Source organism: Corynebacterium timonense (assembly GCF_900105305.1).
Taxonomy (GTDB): Bacteria; Actinomycetota; Actinomycetes; order Mycobacteriales; family Mycobacteriaceae; genus Corynebacterium; species Corynebacterium timonense.
The window spans coordinates 282,508-299,291 of sequence record NZ_LT629765.1 but is presented as its reverse complement, the minus strand read 5'-3'; the positions used below and the strand labels follow the sequence as shown (position 1 = coordinate 299,291).

Genomic DNA, 16,784 nt, shown 5'->3' with positions numbered 1-16,784 from the left:
CTTTGCCGTGTGCGGCCACCATGCGAGGGACATTCCATCTTCACCAACCCATCCCACGCGAGCCCCGAGCAGCGGGCCGAAGCGATCGAGATGTGCCACCACTGCCCCATGAAAGTGTGGTGCGCCCGCCAAGCCATCCGCGCTGGCGACACCCTCGACGGTGAACACCCCTCCCCCGCCCTGGACGTCATCCAGGCGGGTGTGTGGCTGAAGGGCAGCGCGGAGAAAACCGCCGACCTTTACCGACAGGTCGGCATGACACCCGCCGAGCGGCAGCGCCGCAAACCCACCCCGAAGTGCTGCTTGAACTGCAAGAAACCGATGGTGCCCCGCGACAAGAAGGTGCACCTCACCCCCGACACCTTGACCCATGCGGCCCGTGGTTACTGCCGCATTTGTTACGCCGCGTTGAAGCGTCGGGGTGAGCTGGCCACCCTGCACCCGAAGCATCAGGCGGCGTTGGGGTGGCGGGAGAAACGCACCACCAGGAAAGGAAACGACTCATGACCATTCGTCCGAAACAGCCCGCCCCGCCGACCGAGGAGACACCCCCGCCGCGGCGGAAGAAGCGCCCGGAGCGCCGCAAACCCCGCTACAAAGGCATCCTCTGGCACCGCTAACACACTGCTGCCTGTAGGCAACACCTTGTGGTAGGGTGAGCGACAACAGCACCGCCGACGCCTCCCCACGATGAGCCTCACGGTGGCCCTGTTAAGGAAAGCGACCGCATGGTGCGGAGCTGGTCTCGAAAGCCGGTGGCGGCGCAAGCCGTGGGGTTCGACTCCTCCGCTTTCCGCGCAGCGCCCCATCTGTGTTCCCGGATGGGAGTAAGGCGACCGGAACTGGCCTACAAGCCACCACCCGTGAGTCTGAGAACTCCTTTGTTGGGGTGCAGCACACCATGCACAACGAAAGCGGCAGGGCACTCTCAACCCATGACCCTCACCCCCATCAATGAGCTGCGCCCCTACCCCGGTAACGCCCGGCGCGGTGACGTCGGAATGATCGCCCACTCCCTCGAAACCCACGGCCAGTACAAGCCCATCGTCGCCGTCACAGGCGAGAAGGAACCGGAGCTCGCCGGGGTGATCGTCGCCGGGAACCACACGTGGCAGGCGGCGCAAGAACTCGGGTGGGAGAACATCGACGTGCACTTCATCGACGTCGACAAGAAGCAAGCCCGCGACATCGTCCTCATCGACAACAAGGCCAACGACGCCGCCACCTACGATGTGGACGCCCTGGTCGACCTCCTCACCGACTACCCCGACCTCGACGGCACAGGCTTCACCCGCGACGACGTGGACGCCCTCCTCGAAACCATCGGCGACACCGACGACGATTCGGACGTGCCCGGCCTGCCCGACGACCCGGAACCCACCCAGTGGAACGTTCTCGTCGAGTGCGACACCGAAGCCGACGCCCGCACGTTGAAGGGACGGCTCACAGCCGAAGGCTACACAGCCGGGATAGCGTAAATGTGGCGAAACACCGAGCCAGGACAACACCCCCACGCGCCTAACCTGACCGCCCGAAACACAGACCCGGGAGGTCACCATGCCCAGTCGACACCGCGACCAACAAACCCTCCACATCGCCGACCGCTCACGCAAAGCAAAAGACATGCGCGTCCTGGGCTACACCTACGACCAAATCAGCGACCACCTCGGGGTATCCGTCGCCACCGTCCGCAAAGACATCAAGCGCTACATGGACACCTACCCCCGCGAACACGCCGAAGAATACCGCCAGTACCAGATCGAGCAGATCGAGATGGCCATGCGGAAACTCGCACCCCGCGTCAACAAGGGCGAACCCAAGGCAATCGACCTCTGGTACAAAGGCGTCGACCGGCTCATGAAACTCACCGGCACCTACCAACCCGCCGAAGACAACACCGGCGAGCAGGGAGCCCGCGACGCCCTCAATGAAATGATGGCCGCCATCAAAGGAAGCGTCGACTAATGGCCTCCACCCCCGGCATGTCCGCCATGCAGCGCCGATCCGTCAAGCACTCCCAGTGCCGCGTCAACATCTTCGATGGGTCCGTCCGCGCCGGCAAAACCTTCGGCTGGCTGTGGATCATCATCAGTGAATGCGCCGACTACACAGGTTCCGGCAGCATCGTCATCTTCGGCAAGAACCGCGACAGCATCTACCGCAACGTCTTTGAGCCCATCGAGAACGTCGACGTGTTCGCCCCCTTCCGCCCCTTCATCCGCTACCGGCAGGGTGCGGCCACCGCCACCATCTTCGGCAGTCGAGTCCACGTCATCGGCGCTAATGACGAAGGCTCCGAATCCCGCATCCGAGGTATGACTATCGGGCGGGCCTTCGGCGACGAAATCACCGTCCTCAACAAGTCCTTCTTCAAGCAGATGCTGGCGCGCATGTCCGTCGCCGGGGCGAAACTGTGGGGCACCACCAACCCCGACAGCCCCGCCCACTGGTTGAAAACGGACTACTTGAACAAGATTCCCGGGTCGATGCACTTCGACGAGGACACCCCACCCGGTGACGAGCTCACCAACTGGTCGTACTGGCACTTCACGATGGACGACAACCCGTCCCTCACCGACGAGTATCGTGACGCCCTCGCCCGCGAGTACACCGGCCTGTGGCACAAGCGGTTCATCCTCGGCCTGTGGGTGTCCGCCGAGGGTGCGATCTACCCCATGTGGGATGAGGACCGCCACACCATCCACCCCGACCGCATTCCCACGATCACCCGCACCATCGCACTGGGCATCGACTACGGCACGACCCACCCCACCCGCGGCATGCTCCTCGGGGCAGGGGAAGTCGACGGCGAAACCAAGCTCATCGTCCTCGACGAGTGGGCCCCACCAACCGGCACAACCGACGCGAAACTCTCCGCCGACCTGAAGCGCAAACGCGACGAATGGCGGGAGAAATGGCCTGAACCGGAATGGACCTACACCGACCCCGCCGCGAAATCCTTCTCCATCCAGTTGTGGGAGGACAATCACCCCGACCTCGCGAAGGCCGACAACGCCGTCCTCGACGGAATCAGAACCGTCGCCTCCCTCCTGGACAATGACCAACTTCTCGTATCCAAGGACTGCACAGAACTCATCCGAGAACTGCCCGGCTACCGCTGGGACGAGAAAGCCGCGAACCGTGGCGTCGAAGCACCCGTGAAAGAGCTTGACGACGCGGTCGATAGTCTCAGATACGCTGTATTCTCGTCCCGATGGGAGTGGGCACACCTCCTCGACCGCGTATTGGAGCCAGCCTGATGCCGTTCCCCACACCCCACACCCCGTGGCCCATGCCCGAATGGGAAAAGGTGCGACACATGGTCAACGAAGCCGCCATGTGGTGGGAAGGCGACACCAGCACCCTCGCCTCCCGCTACCACGGCCAATACCGCCCCTCCCAATTCTCCGGCGGCATCACCGGCAGCGTCTCCCGCTGGTTCTGGGGAGCGCCCGAAACCCAGCAGAACCGGCGCGTCCACCTGCCACTGCCCGCCGACATCGTCGCCACCTCCGCCACCCTCCTCTTCGACCGGGCCCCGGTTTTCACCCACCCAGACCAGGAGGTAAAGGGCGCCCTCGACAACATCCTCAACCCAGACGCATTCCCCGCCGAGCTCATGGTCGCCGGGGAAACCTGCGCCGCCCTCGGTGCGGTCGGGTGGCGCATCATGTGGGACTCCGACGTCTCCGAACACCCATGGATCGAGTGGGTCGACGCGGACGCCGTGTTCCCCTCCTTTTCCTACGGTCGGCTCGCCTCCGTCATGTTCGTCGAAACCCTGCCCCCCATCGATGAGAAGCACGTGTGGCGGTTGTTCTCCGAACACACCGCAGGCCGCATCACCTACAGGCTCATGGAGGGTAATGAGCAGTCCGTCGGCATGGTGCGCCCCCTGCCCGAACACCCCAACACCGTCGACCTGGCGGACTGGGTTGACGAGTCCTCCTCCCAGACCACAAACATCCCGGTCATGGCGGCCGGCTATATTCCGAACGCCCGCCCCGTGGTGGGGTTCCGGCGTGACGGTAAACTGCGACACATTGGTCGCCCCGACCTCACCCCCGACCTGTTCCCCCTGTTCGACTCCCTGGATGAGACGTGGACGGAGGTGCGGGCAGAGATGCGCCTGTCGCGGAAGAAGATTATTGTCCCCGACTGGATGCTGAAGAACCGTGGCCTTGGCATGGGCGCCTCGTTCGACCACGACCAGGAGGTGTTCTCCCCAGTCAAGGGCCACCCCGACTCCAACATGACCCCGGAACCGTACTCGCCGCCGTTGCGCATCGATGCGATGCTGTCCGCCGCGGAGGCGTGGGCGACGCAGATCATCCGCCGCGCCAACTACTCCCCCGCCTCCTTCGGCATGGACTCAGACGGTGGGGCAATGACCGCCCGCGAAGTTGACGCCCGCTACGATGCCAGCCTGAAAACCTGGTCCGCGAAGTCCTCCTACTGGCGGGCCGGGCTGAAGGACGCCGCTACCGCCCTGCTCATGAAGGACCGTGACCTCCACGGCAAGCACCCAGACGTGGAGCCGGTGCGTGTCGAGATGGCCCGCCCCGTGCAGGAGACCCGCAACGATGTGGCGCAGACCGTCCAGTCCCTCGACGCGGCGCGTGCCGTGTCGACCGAGCAGAAGGTGGCGATGCTGTGGCCGGAGTGGGATGACGAACGCCGCGACGTGGAAACCGCCCGCATCCTCCAGGAGCAGGCCGGCACCGTCGACCCTGCCTTGTTCGCCCAGGCTGACGAGCCTATCGACATGTAGGATGAGCGTTCATGTATGACCCGGATGTACTCGACAAGATCGGTGACTCCATCACCGGCATCTATGAGCGCGCCGAGCTGTACCTGATCCGTGTTATCCGCGATGCCCTGCTGCGCACGGGTGACGAGCCGGAATGGGCGATGGATCAACTTCTCGCGATCCGGCAGGAGCGGCGGCGTATTCAGTCGCTGCGGGCTGTTCTGGACCGGCAGGTGACGGAGGCATGGCCTGAGGTGGTCGACGCCGCCTACCTGGCAGGTGTCGCCCAGGCGGAGCGTGAGCTCGGGGAGATTGAGCGGGCCGGGTTCTTCGAGTCCGCCCCTGGCACCACCCCCGTCAACGACGCCGCCGTCACCGCCCTCGCGATGGAGGGCATCGTCGCGACCCGCCAGGTCAACGCTGGTATTCTCCGCCGGACGGAGGACGCATGGCGGCGCATAGTCTCCGAGGCCACCGGCTACACCACCACAGGGGCCATGACCATCCAGCAGGCCACCCAGCGGGCGTTCACACGCATGGCACGCGAAGGCATGGGGTTCTACGTCGACAGCCGCGGCCGCAAGTGGGGTCTCGACACCTACGCCAGCATGGCTGTGCGCACCGCCACCACCAGGGCACTTCTCGCCGGGCACACCGACACCATGATCGACCGCGGCATTGACCTGGTGGTGGTGTCCTCCCACCCACGCCCCGCGCCAGTGTGCGCCCCATACGAGCGCCAAGTACTGTCACTCACCGGGAAGCACGCGCCCGGCACCCACCGCATTGGGGACAGCATCGTCCGTGTGAAAGCAACAATGGCGCAGGCGGAACGCGCTGGACTGCATCACGTCAATTGCAAACACAGGCATTCTGCCTACGTGCCCGGCTACACCGATTTGACCCCACCGGAACCAGACCCCGGCAACGCAGGCTACAAAGCCACCCAGAAGCAGCGCTACTTGGAGCGGGAAATCAGAGCGTCGAAACGCATGGAGGAAGCCGCACTGACGGAACCGGCGAAGCTGGAGGCACGCCAGCGCACGCGGGCGTACCAGGCGAAACTCCGCGACCACATCGCCGAACACGACCTGCCACGCAAACGCAACCGCGAACGGGTAGCAAAACCCGGCGGGCTCGTATCAGCCGACCTCACGCCCGTGAGGAACGCGGAGGTCATCGCAATCACCGAGCGATAGAATGCCCTGTTTACTTCCCGTAGTTGGGGAGTTCCTTAGCCGCTTCCTCCGACCTGTAGTCGGGCGCGGTCACGAAGTAGCCGCCCATTTTGTCGGCGAACCCCCGGCACGCCTCCTCGCTGGCGCACTGCACGTGCCAGTTTTTGCCCAGCACCATCGCGGGAACCTGCGAGTGCCAGGCATAGGTGCCGCGCAACTCCTCTAGTCGTTTGGTCCGCTCATCGGTGTCCTTGAAGATGGCCACCAGGTGCCTTCCCCCTGACTCATCCGTGCAATCCGCCGCGCTGTCGCCAACGAGGGTGTGCTCGCGGGTCTCGCACGACCACTCCACCCCCTGCTTGCCAGCGTCCTTCGTGAGCGCGTCAACGTCCACGTACTGCTTTCCTTGCGGGTCATCCGAGCACCCAGCCAGCGGAACGGCAAGGATGGCGGCGAGCGCGACGGCCACACGTTTCATGGGCGCTAATCGTACTGGACAACGGGCCTTGTCGGTGACTGTTCAGGAGAACCCGACCCCCACGTCAAGGAGAACCCGTGTCCGACAACGTCCAGGCGACAACCGACACAGCACAAGCCGCCGCCACCGCCGCCGACGCCGCGCAGAACGCGGCCGCCACCGCCGCCGACGCCGCGCAGAACGCGGCCGCCACCGCCGCCGACGCCGCGCAGAACGCGGCCGTCAACGCCACCCAGGCAGCCACCGCCACCCCCACCCCCGCCAACATGCCCCCCCAGCAGAACCAGGGACAGGCCACCGACGCCCCGAACAGTGTCGACGCCCTCCCCGAGTGGGCGCAAAACATGGTGCGCGACCTCCGCGACGAAAACGCCAAGCACCGCAACAAAGCCAAAACCGCCGCCGAAGAAGCAACCCAACGCGAACAGCAGCAGGCCGAAGCCGCCCGCAACGAACTCGTCCACAACATCGCCAAGGCCCTCGGCCTCGCCGACGAGGAACCCAACCCCCAGCAACTCCTCGAAGCCGCCAACAACAAGACCACCGAACAGCAAAAGCAGATCACCGAGCTCACCGAGCAGCTCCACTCCTACAAGCGAGACGCCGCCATCGCCGACGCCATCGGGGACCGCCGCGTCAACCACAACCTCCTCAAAGCCGCCCTCCACCTGGACAACGGCTACAAGGACATAGACGTAACCAGTGACAACTTCACCGACCAGGTGTCCGAAGCAGTCAACCGTGTTCTCGACGCTAATCCCGAGCTTGTCCAGGTGACCCGCGGGAAGTCCGGTGTCGACTCCAACACAACCCGCAACGGCAGTGACCCCCTCACCCGCGACGACCTCAAGACGATGTCCGCCGAAGACATCAACAAGGCCGTCCGCGAGGGACGTCTCGACCACCTCATGCAAAGCTAAAGGAGCACCATGTCTGTCAAGACCTTCATCCCCGAGATTTGGAACGCGGCCATCCAGGAGCCGTACGAAAAGAACCTCATCTTCGGCCAGCCCTCCATCGCCTCCAACGCATGGATGGGCCAGATCACCGGCATCGGTGACACCGTCCACATCAACTATCTGTCTGCCCCCACCGTGCGTGACTACACCAAGGGCACCCCGATCGAGGTGGAGGAACTGTCCACCACCTCCACGAAGCTCAACATCGACCAGGGCAAGTACTTCGCGTTCCGTGTCCACGACGTCGACAAGGTGCAGGCGTCGGGTGACCTCCAGGGCCCGGCGACCCGCTCCGCCGGTATCGAGCTGCGCGACAACGCCGACACCTACCTGTCTGGCCTGCTGAAGGACGGCGTGCTCGCGGCGAACAAGCTCGGCACCGTCGAGGTCATCGATGATGACCCGGCGAAGGCTGGAGCGGAGCATTCCGCGTTTAAGGTGCTGGTGAAGCTGTCCGAGAAGCTTAACCGCCAGTCCGTGCCGACCACCGGCCGCTACGTTGTGGTCGGCCCGGGCACCTACTCCGCGCTGTTGATGGACCCGCGCTTCACCCGTGTGGACGCGTCCGGTGATGCGGAGGGTCTGCGCAACGGCATCGTGGGCCGCGCCGTCGGTTTCGACGTGCTGGTGTCCAACAACGTGCCGGTCGTGTCGGGCCGCGAGGTCGCCATCGCTGGTGTGCCGGATGCGTTCGCGTTCGCTTCCCAGCTTGTGGAGACGGAGGCGCTGCGCGACCCGTCGCACTTCGGTGACATTGTGCGTGGCCTGAACGTCTACGGCGCCGCGGTTACGCGCCCGGAGGGTATCGCCACCGCAGAGGTGAAGATCACCGCCCCGAAGGCTGCCACGGCAGCCTAGTCGGATGACACGTGAGGGGGCTGGTGGTTTAACAGCCCCGGCCCCTCTTTCGTCGCACTAGCAGGAGAAAACGAGTGCTGCTTTTCGCCACCGAGGATGAGTTCGAGCGTTATGCCGACATGACCGCCCCCGACAACGTGGACCGGCTTCTCATGCTGGCGTCGTCGTGGGTGAAGGAGGCGGTACGCCGCGCCCAGTTCGACGTGTCCCCCGCGGGCCTTCCCACCGACCCTGACGTTGCGGACGCGCTGCGTGACGCCACATGTGAGCAGGTGCTGGTGTGGGTGCAGAACGGAGTGGAGCCCGGCAAGCACGACACACGCGGTCCCGTGTCCTCCTCATCCATCGGGGACGCGAGCGTGTCCTACGAGACGGCGTCGGTGGTGGAGTCACGGGCTGTGGCGGCGACCGAGCTGTGCCCGACCGCGCTGACCATCCTGGAGGGCGCCGACCTGGTGGGGTGGCAACCGTGGGTGTTGTAGACGACCTGGCGGACGAGTGGTTCCACCACGAGGTGGTCTTCAACGTCGGCTCCGGAGCGTCCCCCTACGGTGATAGTGCCGGGGAGGGTGTGCCGGTGAAGTGCCACGTGCGGCAGAACGTGCGCCGCGACGACACCCCGCAGGGGCAGGTGACCACGACGGAGACGGTGGTGTACGCCCCGCTGCGTGTCGTGGCGGAACGCGGGGACACCCTCACCCTGCCGGAACCGTTCGAACAGGGCCCGTGGCAAATCATCGCGAAAAGCGTCCACCACGGTGCGGAGCTCAACCTACCCAACCACCAACGCTTCGTCTGCGACGTCCCCACCACGCCGACAGGAGGTGCCGGGCCCTATGGCTGAACTGGACTGGAAGGGTGACGCGATCGCCCGCAGTATCGAACGCGCCGCCGCGAACGCCGCCATCGCCGGGGCAGAAATCCTGGGTGATGAAGCGGTGCAGCGAACCCCCGTCGACACCGGCACCCTGCGCGCAAGCATGAAGGTCACCTCCGACAACCGCGGCACGGCCGCCGTGTCTTACAACACCCCCTACGCCGCCCGCCAACACGAAGAGATCGGCTGGCAGCACCCCGGGGGTGGTGAGGCGAAGTTCCTCGAAAACGCCGTCAACGCCACCGCCGCACAAGTCCGGAGTGTGCTCGTCGACGAAATCAGGAAGGCCATGAAGTGACACCCCCAACATTCCCCGACTTCCTTCCCGACCTCGCCAACGAACTCGCCAACCTCGGCATCGGCCAGTTCAACATCCGCGGCGTCTACAAGACCTACACCCCACCCGCCATCTACTTCGGCCTCATCCCCGACGAAGCTGGCTACGCCATCACCGTCAACCAGTACGGCCAGCGCGACACCCTCGACCGCACCACCGAAACCCCCGCCCTCCTCGTCCAATTCCGGGCCCGCGGCGACAAGCACCCCCACACTCCCGGGCGCATCCTCGACCGCATCTACAAGGACTTCCACGGCCAAACCCATTTCGACCTGGACAACTCCACCACGGTCCTAGCCTGCACCCGTCACCTCCGAGGACCGGAGGAACAGGACACCCAGGGCCGCTGGACGCGGGCCGACTCCTACACCTTCACCCTCAATCCGCAAGGAGATTAACCAATGGCAACCGTAGCCAAGGCACCCGCCGCAGACCTCGCATCCACCCTCGCACGCGACTGGGCCCTCCAGGTCCAGGCCCCCAACTCCGAAGACTGGGTCTTCGTCCGCGGCCTGTCCAAGTTCTCCCCCAAGACCTCCGCCACGATGAAGGACGACTCCGACATCAACTCGGAGGGTTTCAAGTCCCAGATCGCCACCGCCCTCCAGCTCACGTTCGAGGGTGAGGGATTCCGCAAGGGCGAGCTCGCCGGCGACAAGTTCACCCAGGACAAGGGCCAGGAAATCCTCCGCGAGGTGGGCCGTCAGATGGGCCTGCGTAACGTGGTCAAGGCCCGCGCATGGCGCACCGACGGTGTCGACGAGGGCTACGAGTCCGCGTTCTCCGTCGAGTGGGAGGACAACGACGGCGGTAACGAGGACCTTGACCAGTTCTCCTTTACGTTGATGTCCCGCGGTAAGCCGCTCGACATCAAGCCGGTGGAGTCGCCGAACGCGGCGTCCGTCCCGAAGGCGGCCCCGGGCGGTTCCACCATCAGCACCGGCTAGCCAGTAGGCAGGCCGGACAACGGGCGGGCGGTGACACCTTCACGGGTGTTAAGGCCCGCCCTCACTCATCTCTGGAGACCCGCGTGAAAGACCTTCGAGAGTTCCACGACCCCCACCTGCACCTCCCGATCGGCGGGAAAACCTACACGGTCAAGGCCCCCAACGCGAAGGACGGCCTGCGGCTGAAGGCGTACGTCCTCTCCCCCGATTCAGCGAACATGACCGTGTCGGGCCGCGCCAACATCGAGATGATCGCGATGGTCCTCGGCTCCACCTATGACGAGGCGACGGACACCATGTCGGGCGGCCTGTGGGACGAACTCACCGGCGACGGGGTTCCCCTCGACGAGGTGTACCACGTGGCGAACACCGCAATCGCCCACTACGCGGTTGGTGAGACGTTCGGCGAGTACTGGTGGGAAAACCGCCTGGGAAAAGAGCTGGAGCCCCTCGTGCCGGAGGCGACGATGGGCTGGATTCAGCACACGGCGGAGCAGGAGGAACAGCAGGCGGCCCCGACACCGGCGGCGATGCCGAAGAAGCGGGCCTCCTAGACGGCCCATACGGCCCATACGATCCGCGGCCGGGCGCGTACGGGCCCCGCGACCCGGGCGGAGGCCCCTACAACCCGGACACAGGGGTGCGCGACTGGTACGCCGCCCCAGCCACGAAACCCGACGAGGCGGAGGAGCCGGTGCGGGTGGAGTGGACGTTCATCCTCGACCAGTGGGCCGACATCGAGTGCGACCTCCACGAAAAGTTCAACATCGACGTCGAGTCGGGGGTGTTGGAGCATCGCTCGTGGCGGTGGCTGCGCACCCGCATCAATGACCTGATTACCCAGCCGTCACGCCTGCACAGGGCTGTGATCCACCACTACACCACGGAGGATAAGAATGTCGCTTGACGTCGGTACCCTGCACGCGAAAGTTCGCGTCGACGCGGCTGGTGTCGCGGGCGAGCTCAACAAGGTTAAGCGTGACCTCAACGACGTGAAGAAGGAAGCCGACCGGGTTTCCTCCACGAAGATGAGCATCACCCCGGAGGGTGAGGAGAAGTTGCGCTCCGCGTCGAAGTCCGCCCAGCAGTTGGGGCGGGACATGCAGGAGGCGGGCCGGGCCGGTGGGGGCCTGCGTGTGTCGGGTCAGCCCGCGGAGGAGCTGGAGAACGCCGCGGGCAGCGGGCAGAAACTGTCCGGGGTGCTGTCCGGTTTGGGCAACGTCGCCCCGCTCGTCGGCCTGGCGGCCGCTGGTGCCGGAGTCGCCGCCGCTTTCCAGGAGGCCATGAATCTCGGCAACGAGTTCACGAATCAGATCAACACGGTGCGCGCCGTGTCGGGGGCGACGGAAACCCAGCTCGCGGCGGTGTCCCAGCGCGCCCGCGAACTGGGTAACGACAACTCCCTCGCCGCCACCTCCGCATCCGACGCCGCTCTGGCCATGTCCGAGCTGGCGAAGGGCGGTTTCGACGTTGACCAGGCGATGCAAGCGGCGAAGGGGACACTGCAACTAGCGGCCGCCGCCCAGGTAGATGCTGGAACGGCGGCGACGATTCAGGCCCAGGCACTCAACAGCTTCGGGCTGCAAGCAGACTACGCCGCTAAGGCAGCTGACATCCTAGCGAACGCGGCGAACGCGTCGACGGCGGAAATGACCGACATCGCGGCCGGTCTACAGCAGTCCGGTGCCGTCGCCCACCAATTCGGACTATCGCTTGAGGACACCGCCGCCGCCTTGGGCATGTTCGCGAACGCGGGCATCACTGGCTCGGATGCCGGTACCCTGCTGAAGTCCGCGCTGCTGTCCCTGACGGACCAGGGCGGGCCCGCCCAAGCCGCCATCCAGGAACTGGGCCTGACCGTCTACGACGCTAACGGCAAGTTCGTTGGCATGCACTCTCTCATGGAGCAGCTGGGGGACGCGGCGGGCCGCATGTCGGATGCGCAGTACCAGGCCGCCACCGCCACCCTCTTCGGGTACGACGCTATGCGTCTTGCTGGTATTGCCGCCACAGACGGCTCCTCCGGGTTCGACCAGATGCGCGCCGCTGTGGAGCGCACCGGCGCAGCAGCAGACGTTGCAGCGGCGAAAACCCACGGCCTGCCCGGCGCGATCGAAGCCGTGGAAAACAGCGCCGAAGAACTCGCCATCACCCTCTACGACCAGTTTTCCGGCCCCCTCGAATCCACGTTGGGTGCAGTCGCCGGCGGTCTTGACCTCCTCGGCCCCGCCATTGAAGGCGTCGGCGGCGCTATCCGAGCCGTGCCCACCCCCATGCTCATCGCGGGGCTGGCTGCCATGGCAACGCACACCCTAGACCTGAACACGAAAATGGCGTCCGGGGCTGGCAGCGTCCGCAACTACGCCACCACTGTGCGCACTCAACTGGCTTCGGCGTGGGCGACAGCCAGGGTATCTGGCGCTGACGCATCATCTCTTCTGCGTCAACGACGTGCTGACCTCGCCGCCACCGCAGCAGCAGAACGCGCCTACGCCGCCAGCATACAATCCGCCCACCTGTCCACCATGGCCACCAGCCGCGCCATGGACGCCGAGTGGAAGGGCAGACTCGTCGGCATGCAAGCCACAGCCGCAGGCTTCGCAGGCACCACACGCGGCATGATGGAAGTCGGTTTCAACGGCATTAAAACAGCAGCCGGTGGGCTTATGGGGTTTTTGGGTGGGCCGTGGGGCTTGGCGTTCACCGCAGCAGCTGGGGCAGTGTCTTTCCTCGCCAACAAGCACATGGAGGCAAAGCAGGCTGAGGAACAGCACCAACAGCAGCAGGCACAGTTGAAGGACTCCCTCGACCAAACCACGGGTGCTATCACGTCGCAGACGAACGAACTGCAACGCAAGCGAGCAGAGGAATCTGGCTGGATTGAAACAGCCAACCAGCTGGGAGTGTCCTCCGAGACGGTTGTGGCCGCGATGAACGGCAACAAAACAGCCATGCAACAGGTCGCCGATGCCACTGGTGCCGCGACCCGCGCAGCGATTGAAGGCAGCGACACCTGGCAGAAACACGCCGGGCGGTACGCCGAAGCCGGTGTGTCCCTTGACCTGCTCACCGACGCTGTCAACGGCAACCAAGAAGCGCAGCGGAAACTGTCCGACATCATGGGCGGCGACGGTGAGCTCAACATGTGGACGGAGAAGGTGGAGAAGGCCACGGAGAAAGCCCGTGGCCTGAAAGACGGTGTGGCCGGTGCCGCCGGGGAGATGGAGAACGCGCAGGGCAAAATCCGGGCCGACCAACTCGCTGGCATCGACAAGGTCATCGACCAGACCCGCGTCGCGTTCAACCAGCTCGGAGACTCCATCAAGAGCGTGCCGGACGACAAGACGATCATGGTTGATTCCATGGCCCCGGCGGTGCGTGAGCAGTTCCGCGAACTCGGCGCAGAAGTGGAGGAAGGCGCTAATGGTCAGGTGAAGCTGACCTTCCCGGACGGCATGAACATCATGGCTATGCTCGACGAAATCGGGGCGAAAGCGACCAGGATGCCGGATGGTCGTGTGAACTTGTCCGATAACACCCCGGAGGTCAAGCAGCGACTCATCGACCTGGGGTTGGCAACCCAGAACCCAGTGACGGGTGAGGTCACATTGAAGGACAACCTGTCCGAGCTCCTGAACAAGCAGCTCGACCTTAAAGCGGCGGTGCAGAACCCGATCACTGGCCAGCTGCACGTCAACGACAACGTCAGTTTCGTGCGCACTGCACTAACCGAGCTTGGCATCCAGACCCAGACGCTGCCGTCCGGGTCGGTGCGTATCGCCGATGACACACCGAAAGTGCGCTCCGCGCTGCAACAGCTCGGCATTCAGACCGTGACTTTGCCTGGCGGGCATGTCGCTATCACTGACACGACCGGGGAGAACCTGGCGAACCTGGCAAGCCTTGGGGTTGCCACGCAGGCGCTCCCCCCTGGCCATGTGGCGATTTCGGACACGTCCCCGGAGAACATGGCGCGCCTGAAGGAACTCGGCATCAAGACCACAACCTTGCCGAACGGGCAGGTCATCGTCACGGACAACGCGAACGAGACCGCGAACCACATCCGCAACGTTTTGGCCCCGCAGGCGGTCAACACGTTCTCCGAGCACGTCGTGAACATCACCCGCCGGATCACCGACATCTTCAGCCGCGGCGACGCCGAGGGTGGCGTGTACAACGGCCGACAGGAGGCGGTGGCATTCGCGGACGGCGGCACAACCCGCGCCCTGGACCAGGCGATGGCGGGCCCGCGCAAGGAGCCGGCGCACCGCGCCACCATCACCACCTCCGGCACCTACCGAGTCCACGGCGAGTCCGAGACCGGCGGCGAGGCGTACATCCCGCTCGCGGAGTCGAAGCGTGACCGCTCCACCCGCATCCTCAATGCCGTCGCCACCCGCTTCGGCTACAACCTGGTCACCAACGACGGGCAGGCCATCGCCCTCGCAGACGGCGGGATCGTGCCCGGCGCGGCCGTGGAGAAGAAGCTCGCCTACATGCATGGCACCCCCTACATTTTCGGCGGCTGGTCAAAGGCTGGGGTGGACTGCTCCGGCGCTATCTCCCTCGGCGTGAACGCGATCCTCGGTCTAGACGAGTGGGATTCGCGCACCGCCACCGCATCCGAGGGTTCGTGGCTGTCGCGGAAGAACTTCCGGCGCGGGCGCGGCGCCAGCGGCGACACCCGTGTCGCGTTCCTCAACGGTGGGCCTGGTGGTGGCCACACCGCTATGCAGCTCGACAACGGCACCTACATCGAGTCCGGCGGCAACACCGGCGGCGGGTTCACCATCGGCGGGAAGGCTGGCCCGTTGGAGGGCCGCGGCTTCACCGACTGGTACTACTTGCCTGGTGCGCACCCGCTGGCACCGGGGGAGGGGCTGGACTACTTCGACGCCCTCGACGGCGCTGTCGGCCAAACCGGCCCCCGCCCCGCCGCCTTCTCCCCGGCCACACCTACCCGATCCGAGGCGTACGGCGCATCGCTTGCCACCACCCCCGACACAGACCCGCAGCGCGAACTGAACGACGGGGCCGGAACCCTCATCAAGGATGGGAGCGTCCTGGAGCTCGCGGCAGCGATCTACGCCAAGCAGACCGGCACCGTCATGGACGACGATATCGTCTCGTGGGGCCAGGCCATCGGCTTGTACTCTGAGCTGTCCGAAAAATCCGGGCAGAGGACAGGGAAGGACGCTGACAAGCTCGCCCGCAGCATCGCATCGAAATCCGAATCCCTCGACGACAAACGCGACACCCTGCCCCTGGCCGAAGAGGACCTGCGCATCGCCAAGATGAAACGCGACGAGACCCGCAGCAACTCTAAGGCCACCGACTCGCAGAAAGCCGCGGCCGACCAACGTGTCGCCAAAGCAGAAGACAGGGTCGCCAAACTCCAGCGCGAAATCGAAGCACTGGAGCGCGAAGTTGCCGAGCAGGAAACAGCACTCAACGCCCTCGACGCCGACGTCCTCGTCCCCACTGAAGGGCTAGAGCGCGTGTCCGGCACCACCGGCAACACGTACGCCGACGCCATCATCCAAGAGGGACGCCGGCGAGGCATCACCGATAGGGGCATCAAGATTGCGTTGGCGACTGCCCTGGTGGAGTCCGACCTGAAGGTGTACGCCAACCCGGCTGATCCAGCGTCGATGCAGATGCCGCACGATGCTGTGGGCTACGACCACGACAGTGTGGGTCTGTTCCAGCAGCGGGCGAATGGTGCGTGGGGCACGACTGCGGACCGGATGAGCCCGGAGCGTTCCGCCGGAATGTTCTACGACGCACTCGTCAAGGAGAACTACAACGTCGGCGACCCGGGCGCGCACGCCCAGCGTGTGCAGCGTTCCGCGTTCCCCGGCCGCTACGCCGAACGCATGGCGGAGGCGGAACGCCTCCTCCAGCAGTACAGTTCGACCGGCACGCCCATGCAGGTCACGGCGATGGCGAACGGCGGCATCCTCGGCAACGCCCGCCAGGCATCCATCAACGAGGGTTCCGCGGTGCTTTGGGCTGAGGCGGGCCCGGAGGCATACATCCCCTTGTCGTCGAACAAGAAGGCCCGCTCCCTGGAGATTTGGGCGGAGACCGGAAAACGGCTGGGCGTGGACGTGATGAGCATGCTTAACCTGGTTGGTGCGGCACTCCCGGGCCTGATTGAGGGCAAGTTGGACTTCTCCACCGGCGCGTCCACGTCCCTCGGCTCCCTCGGGTTGAACATGGATGCCGCGTCCTACCGCACGAAGATGGGTGCCCAGCAGGCGGCGACGAACGCGGTGGGTGCGGTGTTCAACGGGCCGGTGCAGATCAACGACCCACGCCAGTATTTGAAAGGCCAGCTCGACAACGCGGCCCGCCAGCTAAACCAGGCCATTGGGAGTGTGATGCTGAAATGAGCCTG

General features: G+C 65.2%; 17 protein-coding genes and 1 tRNA gene. 17 read left to right on the top strand and 1 reads right to left on the bottom strand.

Annotated elements, in window-relative coordinates:
- Positions 1-108: 108 nt before the first annotated feature.
- The 7 genes from BLT81_RS01520 (at position 109) to BLT81_RS01495 (ending at position 5,949) form a co-directional block, all read left to right on the top strand.
- Entirely contained in the window at positions 109-507 is a 399-nt protein-coding gene (locus tag BLT81_RS01520; RefSeq protein WP_051011410.1) for a hypothetical protein, read from the top strand.
- Between the two features lie 208 nt (positions 508-715).
- Positions 716-796, top strand: a tRNA-Ser gene (locus BLT81_RS12490).
- A gap of 139 nt (positions 797-935) precedes the next feature.
- Positions 936-1,478 (top strand): ParB N-terminal domain-containing protein, encoded by a 543-nt coding sequence (locus BLT81_RS01515; RefSeq protein ID WP_019193334.1) that lies wholly within the window; start codon positions 936-938, stop codon positions 1,476-1,478.
- Between the two features lie 79 nt (positions 1,479-1,557).
- Positions 1,558-1,965, top strand: a complete 408-nt coding sequence (locus tag BLT81_RS01510) for an RNA polymerase sigma factor sigma-70 region 4 domain-containing protein (RefSeq protein WP_155860775.1) — start codon at positions 1,558-1,560, stop codon at positions 1,963-1,965.
- The gene (locus tag BLT81_RS01505; protein WP_019193336.1) at positions 1,965-3,260 is read left to right on the top strand and encodes a PBSX family phage terminase large subunit; all 1,296 of its coding nucleotides are present in this window, start codon (positions 1,965-1,967) and stop codon (positions 3,258-3,260) included. The genes BLT81_RS01510 and BLT81_RS01505 overlap by 1 nt, the downstream gene beginning before the upstream one ends.
- A gap of 59 nt (positions 3,261-3,319) precedes the next feature.
- Positions 3,320-4,771 (top strand): phage portal protein, encoded by a 1,452-nt coding sequence (locus BLT81_RS01500; protein WP_019193337.1) that lies wholly within the window; start codon positions 3,320-3,322, stop codon positions 4,769-4,771.
- Positions 4,772-4,782: 11 nt separating this feature from the next.
- Complete coding sequence (locus tag BLT81_RS01495) at positions 4,783-5,949, top strand: phage minor capsid protein (protein WP_019193338.1); 1,167 nt, start codon at positions 4,783-4,785, stop codon at positions 5,947-5,949.
- 10 nt (positions 5,950-5,959) lie between these two features.
- Here BLT81_RS01495 and BLT81_RS01490 read toward each other — a convergent pair whose 3' ends face one another.
- On the bottom strand, positions 5,960-6,406 hold the full coding sequence (locus BLT81_RS01490; protein WP_019193339.1) for a hypothetical protein: 447 nt from the start codon (positions 6,404-6,406) through the stop codon (positions 5,960-5,962).
- Between the two features lie 77 nt (positions 6,407-6,483).
- On the opposite strand from BLT81_RS01490, the gene BLT81_RS01485 reads away from it, so the two are divergent.
- From BLT81_RS01485 to BLT81_RS01440, 10 genes are all read left to right on the top strand, one after another.
- The gene (locus tag BLT81_RS01485; protein ID WP_019193340.1) at positions 6,484-7,326 is read left to right on the top strand and encodes a hypothetical protein; all 843 of its coding nucleotides are present in this window, start codon (positions 6,484-6,486) and stop codon (positions 7,324-7,326) included.
- 9 nt (positions 7,327-7,335) lie between these two features.
- Positions 7,336-8,223: a major capsid protein gene (locus BLT81_RS01480; RefSeq protein WP_019193341.1), complete on the top strand. Its 888-nt coding sequence runs from the start codon at positions 7,336-7,338 to the stop codon at positions 8,221-8,223.
- 74 nt (positions 8,224-8,297) lie between these two features.
- Positions 8,298-8,705, top strand: a complete 408-nt coding sequence (locus tag BLT81_RS01475; RefSeq protein ID WP_019193342.1) for a head-tail connector protein — start codon at positions 8,298-8,300, stop codon at positions 8,703-8,705.
- Complete coding sequence (locus BLT81_RS01470) at positions 8,693-9,067, top strand: hypothetical protein (RefSeq protein ID WP_019193343.1); 375 nt, start codon at positions 8,693-8,695, stop codon at positions 9,065-9,067. Before BLT81_RS01475 ends, BLT81_RS01470 begins: the two co-directional genes overlap by 13 nt.
- A complete protein-coding gene (locus BLT81_RS01465) occupies positions 9,060-9,398 on the top strand; it encodes an HK97 gp10 family phage protein (RefSeq protein WP_019193344.1) in 339 nt (112 codons plus the stop codon). Before BLT81_RS01470 ends, BLT81_RS01465 begins: the two co-directional genes overlap by 8 nt.
- Entirely contained in the window at positions 9,395-9,835 is a 441-nt protein-coding gene (locus tag BLT81_RS01460; RefSeq protein WP_019193345.1) for a phage tail terminator protein, read from the top strand. The genes BLT81_RS01465 and BLT81_RS01460 overlap by 4 nt, the downstream gene beginning before the upstream one ends.
- Positions 9,836-9,838: 3 nt before the next feature.
- A complete protein-coding gene (locus tag BLT81_RS01455) occupies positions 9,839-10,384 on the top strand; it encodes a phage tail tube protein (RefSeq protein ID WP_019193346.1) in 546 nt (181 codons plus the stop codon).
- Between the two features lie 83 nt (positions 10,385-10,467).
- Complete coding sequence (locus BLT81_RS01450; RefSeq protein WP_019193347.1) at positions 10,468-10,938, top strand: DUF7426 family protein; 471 nt, start codon at positions 10,468-10,470, stop codon at positions 10,936-10,938.
- Between the two features lie 86 nt (positions 10,939-11,024).
- On the top strand, positions 11,025-11,291 hold the full coding sequence (locus BLT81_RS01445; RefSeq protein WP_019193348.1) for a hypothetical protein: 267 nt from the start codon (positions 11,025-11,027) through the stop codon (positions 11,289-11,291).
- Positions 11,281-16,779, top strand: a complete 5,499-nt coding sequence (locus BLT81_RS01440) for a phage tail tape measure protein (protein WP_019193349.1) — start codon at positions 11,281-11,283, stop codon at positions 16,777-16,779. The genes BLT81_RS01445 and BLT81_RS01440 overlap by 11 nt, the downstream gene beginning before the upstream one ends.
- The last annotated feature ends 5 nt before the right edge of the window (positions 16,780-16,784 follow it).

What these genes read in the sequence shown, in the direction of transcription:
- BLT81_RS01520 (WP_051011410.1), top strand. Translation starts at nt 109, where the DNA reads ATGAAAGTGTGGTGCGCCCGCCAAGCCATCCGCGCTGGCGACACCCTC.
- BLT81_RS01515 (WP_019193334.1), top strand. Translation starts at nt 936, where the DNA reads ATGACCCTCACCCCCATCAATGAGCTGCGCCCCTACCCCGGTAACGCC.
- BLT81_RS01510 (WP_155860775.1), top strand. Translation starts at nt 1,558, where the DNA reads ATGCCCAGTCGACACCGCGACCAACAAACCCTCCACATCGCCGACCGC.
- BLT81_RS01505 (WP_019193336.1), top strand. Translation starts at nt 1,965, where the DNA reads ATGGCCTCCACCCCCGGCATGTCCGCCATGCAGCGCCGATCCGTCAAG.
- BLT81_RS01500 (WP_019193337.1), top strand. Translation starts at nt 3,320, where the DNA reads ATGGTCAACGAAGCCGCCATGTGGTGGGAAGGCGACACCAGCACCCTC.
- BLT81_RS01495 (WP_019193338.1), top strand. Translation starts at nt 4,783, where the DNA reads ATGTATGACCCGGATGTACTCGACAAGATCGGTGACTCCATCACCGGC.
- BLT81_RS01490 (WP_019193339.1), bottom strand. Translation starts at nt 6,406, where the DNA reads ATGAAACGTGTGGCCGTCGCGCTCGCCGCCATCCTTGCCGTTCCGCTG.
- BLT81_RS01480 (WP_019193341.1), top strand. Translation starts at nt 7,336, where the DNA reads ATGTCTGTCAAGACCTTCATCCCCGAGATTTGGAACGCGGCCATCCAG.
- BLT81_RS01465 (WP_019193344.1), top strand. Translation starts at nt 9,060, where the DNA reads ATGGCTGAACTGGACTGGAAGGGTGACGCGATCGCCCGCAGTATCGAA.
- BLT81_RS01455 (WP_019193346.1), top strand. Translation starts at nt 9,839, where the DNA reads ATGGCAACCGTAGCCAAGGCACCCGCCGCAGACCTCGCATCCACCCTC.
- BLT81_RS01440 (WP_019193349.1), top strand. Translation starts at nt 11,281, where the DNA reads ATGTCGCTTGACGTCGGTACCCTGCACGCGAAAGTTCGCGTCGACGCG.